The sequence below is a fragment of the Patulibacter sp. NPDC049589 genome (genome assembly GCF_040675535.1).
GTDB lineage: Bacteria > Actinomycetota > Thermoleophilia > Solirubrobacterales > Solirubrobacteraceae > Patulibacter.
This window is the reverse complement of record NZ_JBFAPC010000287.1, coordinates 1-3,833: the sequence shown is the minus strand read 5'-3', so window position 1 is coordinate 3,833 and position 3,833 is coordinate 1. Positions and strand designations below refer to the sequence as shown.

Annotated in this window: 6 protein-coding genes; all 6 read right to left on the bottom strand. The window is 62.4% G+C overall.

Annotated elements, in window-relative coordinates; translation table 11 throughout:
* Window positions 1–622 precede the first annotated feature (622 nt).
* The 6 genes from AB0L40_RS27160 to AB0L40_RS27135 all read right to left on the bottom strand — a co-directional run bounded on the left by AB0L40_RS27160 (window position 623) and on the right by AB0L40_RS27135 (window position 3,621).
* Window positions 623–1,099, bottom strand: coding sequence for an SMI1/KNR4 family protein (locus tag AB0L40_RS27160; protein WP_364361829.1), 477 nt, complete (start codon window positions 1,097–1,099; stop codon window positions 623–625).
* 3 nt (window positions 1,100–1,102) lie between these two features.
* Entirely contained in the window at window positions 1,103–1,276 is a 174-nt protein-coding gene (locus AB0L40_RS27155; RefSeq protein WP_364361831.1) for an HNH/ENDO VII family nuclease, read from the bottom strand.
* Between the two features lie 310 nt (window positions 1,277–1,586).
* Complete coding sequence (locus tag AB0L40_RS27150; RefSeq protein ID WP_364361827.1) at window positions 1,587–2,249, bottom strand: hypothetical protein; 663 nt, start codon at window positions 2,247–2,249, stop codon at window positions 1,587–1,589.
* Window positions 2,239–2,607 (bottom strand): hypothetical protein, encoded by a 369-nt coding sequence (locus tag AB0L40_RS27145; protein ID WP_364361825.1) that lies wholly within the window; start codon window positions 2,605–2,607, stop codon window positions 2,239–2,241. Before AB0L40_RS27145 ends, AB0L40_RS27150 begins: the two co-directional genes overlap by 11 nt.
* Window positions 2,608–2,645: 38 nt before the next feature.
* Window positions 2,646–2,870 (bottom strand): bacteriocin immunity protein, encoded by a 225-nt coding sequence (locus AB0L40_RS27140; protein WP_364361823.1) that lies wholly within the window; start codon window positions 2,868–2,870, stop codon window positions 2,646–2,648.
* A 49-nt stretch (window positions 2,871–2,919) separates the two neighbouring features.
* Window positions 2,920–3,621 (bottom strand): HNH endonuclease signature motif containing protein, encoded by a 702-nt coding sequence (locus tag AB0L40_RS27135; RefSeq protein ID WP_364361821.1) that lies wholly within the window; start codon window positions 3,619–3,621, stop codon window positions 2,920–2,922.
* Between the last annotated feature and the right edge of the window lie 212 nt (window positions 3,622–3,833).

Genomic DNA, 3,833 nt, shown 5'->3' with positions numbered 1-3,833 from the left:
GCGGGCCGGGCACCACGCGACCCACGACCTCCGACCACGAACCACTCTCGATCACGAAACCGAGCTACACCACAAAACGCGACTTGACTCCGGCCGAGTCGGCCAACCGGACCATTCTCAACGAACACTTTGGCTTTGTTTTTGATCCAGAGCCCGGCTTTATCAGCATATGCGGCCGCATCAAGTACTGCTTGATCAGCGTCATCGCGGAAACGAAACTGGCTTTTCGTCGTTCCCGTTGTTCCCGATGTATGACGAGCTTGTCCGCTCTCTTTCGGAATCTGATAATTACGTAAACTAACTAAATCTAGACCTTAGGGATGGGCGTCGCCCGCCCTCACTTCGGTCGTATCGATGTCCTGACTGGCCGGCGCCGTCTGCCGACGCACCGGCTCTAACGCCGACGACTCGCTTCGTGTCGCTGGATGGGCTCGTCAAGCACGACTTCAGGGGCCTCCAGCCTGTCTCGAACCTCGCCTGCGGTACCGGCGCGCACTGCGCTCTCGAGTTCCTCGGCTCTGCGATCGGCGGGACTGATAACGGCAACCATGCCACCGCGTTCGACAGACCGCCACGCAATCCTTCACCCAACTACCAAGCACTACTAGGCGCCATCCGTCGCTCAGCCGAGATCGGCTCGCACCGTTTCCAGGAAGAACGCCCCGAAGTCGGGCGCGACGATTTGCAGTTCATCACCTGCGCTATGAATGCCTGGGGTGAAGGCGACGACCGGCGCCTCCCCATCGTCTCCTGCGGCCCGAGTGTCAAGCGCGAAGTAGCTGCCCTTCCCGAGATTGTAGATCACGACCAGGTCCTCGGAAACCTGGCCGTCGCGCCGAAACTCGCGCGTCAAGCCGACGGCCTGCGGTGGCCGTACATCCTCGAAGTCGTCGTTGACGAGCCCGTAGATCTCTTCGCCCCCGACGCCGCCCGCGCCAAGGTCAAGCAGAAACTGCCGATAGGACGGCGGGAACCTGACACCCAGCTCCCGCTCCGCTCGCGCGACACGATCCTCCGGCTGGCTCTCAAACTCAGCCTCGTCGAGATGTTCCTCGACGAGCGCACGCGCTTGCTCGTAACTGCGCATCGCCGTGCTCACGGGTTACTCGAAATCTCCGGCACGCTTCTTCCAGTAGTCGGATTTGAACCGTTGGAATGCTCCACGGTCGATCCCCGATGGGATCGTATTCGAGGGATTGATGTGTAGCACCGAACTGTTCGACTGGTGGAAGCTCTGGGCGACTTCGGCGACGGATCCCGGTTCGCGCTGTGTCAGATGGTGCAGCTGAATCGGTTCCCGTCAGCGCCGATCGGCGCACGCCCGCGCTGCATCAGCGAGATGCTCGATTCACCGCGTGCATTGGTTCGCAACGGGTCGATGAGGTCGTCCCGCTGATACACCCGACGCCCGCCAACCTCGGGCCCTGCTGTTCGTCGCCGGGACCCCGGGAATGGCGGCGAACGCCCACTGCGGATCCGCGAGCGGTCCTGCTGCGTCCCTTCTGGAAACCCGTGCTTCGGGTTGCGTGCCGGATACTGGGACAACTCGGCCAGGCTCCGGATCTGGATGGGACCGCCAAACACAACTACACAGACTCCCTCCAGACCTTGACGGCCGTCGTGACCCTCGTCCGGAAGGCATCGTCGTCTCGCTGTTTGAGCATGTTCTCGGCGATTGCAAGTGGTGCGAGGTCGAGATCACTTCGCAGGCCGGTGACGACCGGCTGCTGAAACTCGGCTCGGCCGGGCCTTCCGAGCGCCCAACTGAGCCCGGGGTACGTGCTCACGAGCGTTTGGCCGAGGTAGAACGCGGCACGCAAGGCCAGGATTTGTGACTCCTCGTCGAGTGCCCGAAATCCGCCATGGTCTTGTTTTGTCGCCTCGACAAGCCACGCTGGCGTCCCCTCAGGGGGCTCGACTATGTGGACCGTCACGTGCTCTCGGACAGACTCGAAGAAGTGCAAGATCGACTCGGGAGAGTAAGCAACGCCAATCTCGGCCCCGTCGAGTTGCTCAAGCATCAAACGTACTTCGCGATGCTCCACGTCCAAGAATTGCGTGAGATGCCGCTCTGCCTCAACGCTGCTCAGCGTCTCAAAAAAGTTGTAGTCCATCAGGGGTGAACGTATGAAGGATGCCCGAGTAGTCAGATACTGCTCAATCTCCGGCGATGCGCCCCGGAAGAAGTGCCACCGCGCGCCGTCGATCACGCCTCGCGCGATCAAGTCTGCGTCGGCGTCAATCTGCACCCTCGTGGTCGACGTGAGCCTGACGTCCTGTGAACTCGATGCCGATGAGGGCCGCCTCAAGCGCCACTTTTGCTTGGTTCCACGCCATGCCCCCTTCTGGCGTGTCCTCGTCAAAAGGCTCGTCGGCGGGCCACACACGGCCGCCCTCGAAGCGGCTTAGAGCGAACAATGACACTGCAGCGCGGAGAACTGTTTCCGGGCTGGCCACCATGCTTGCGACGAGGACGGGCACGACGGACCGAAGGACCTCGCGTGCGTCCTCAAGCGTCAAAGGTACCTCTTGGCCGTCACCCACTCGAGTCACGGCCGCAGCCAACACCTCGCAAGCTGCGTCGGAAATCGGGAGGTCGGTGGTCACTTCTCAGGCCTGGACTCGTCGCACGGAGGTTCGTGGTCTCACAACTCGATAGCACGGTAGTCCTGCGCCTGACGCACAATCTCGGCCGCAGACGGTTCTTGCCCAGTCCGAGGATCGACCTGTGGGTGAAAAATCAGGTCAGAGGCCGCGGGATGCGCGACGTGGCGCACGAACAGATCGACCATAGCGTCCAGTTCTTCGTCGGACTCGTAGTCTCCCGACTGGATCCGCTCGACGATCTTGATCAACTCTTTCGTCTCCATACCGATGCTTCCTATCGCGGACGTCGCCCGCCGTAGTGATAGTCCCGGTTCAAACGTCGCGGTGGTACCGCGGCGTCACGACAATAATGTTGTCCGGATCATATGGGTCGCCGCCACGCCCGACAGGGACCCGATGATGCAATTCGTAGCGTCTGCGGCCACCGAACTGCTGCGTCCGGGCAACGAATGGGGCATTCCCGCGCTCAATCAGCGTCTGGTTGGATCGGCTAAAGCTCTTCATCAGTTTAGGGTCTTTGCTGACTTCGGTCCAGAACGTGGACCGGAACTCGCTCGGGGACCGGAAGGTCTGTCTTCGAAGCGCGTCTGCCACCCCCTGAGGGACCAGCCCGGCATTGCCCTCAGTTCCTCGAAGGAAGCCCCCCGTCCCGCGAACAGCTGGGGCCAAAAGGCGCCCGCCCACCGACGTCGCTCCTCGGACCGCGAGCGATCCCAACCCGTCCGCGGCAGCCGCAGCGCCGACCGTGATTACGCCGTCGAGCGCCTGGCGGCCGATCAGGCCGAGTAGCTCACCTTCAGAGTGTTGCGCTTCACTGACACCGGACTCAGCAAGCTTGGCGCTCTTGTCGGGGTTTTGACGGGTGTGACAGAGAAACACCTCGCGCGGGCTCCGCGCACTTTCACAGCCACTCCCGTTCGTTCCCCCCGGGCGAGTGGCTTCTATGGACGGCGCGGCAAAGAGCGTCCGGATGACGGCACGAAGAGCGCCGACGGCTTTCTGCGCCTGCGCCACGGCAACCTCCGTCCGCGTAGCTCGTACGGGCGCCGGCGGCGTTCCAGCGCGGTGCCGTCCGGCGCCATTGCTGCTTCCCACCTTCCGGGTAACTTCGTCGATCACGTTGTTGACCGCGTGTCCCGCGTCAAGAAATCCGCTCAAGTTGGCGTGTTTGAACTAGGTCGTCGAGGTCGGTAGAGGGTTCGGTCTTGGGGTCGGTGAGCGGGAGG

Bases quoted from the DNA above. Each gene is read 5' to 3' on its own strand.
- AB0L40_RS27140 (WP_364361823.1), bottom strand. From the start codon at position 2,870: ATGGAGACGAAAGAGTTGATCAAGATCGTCGAGCGGATCCAGTCGGGA.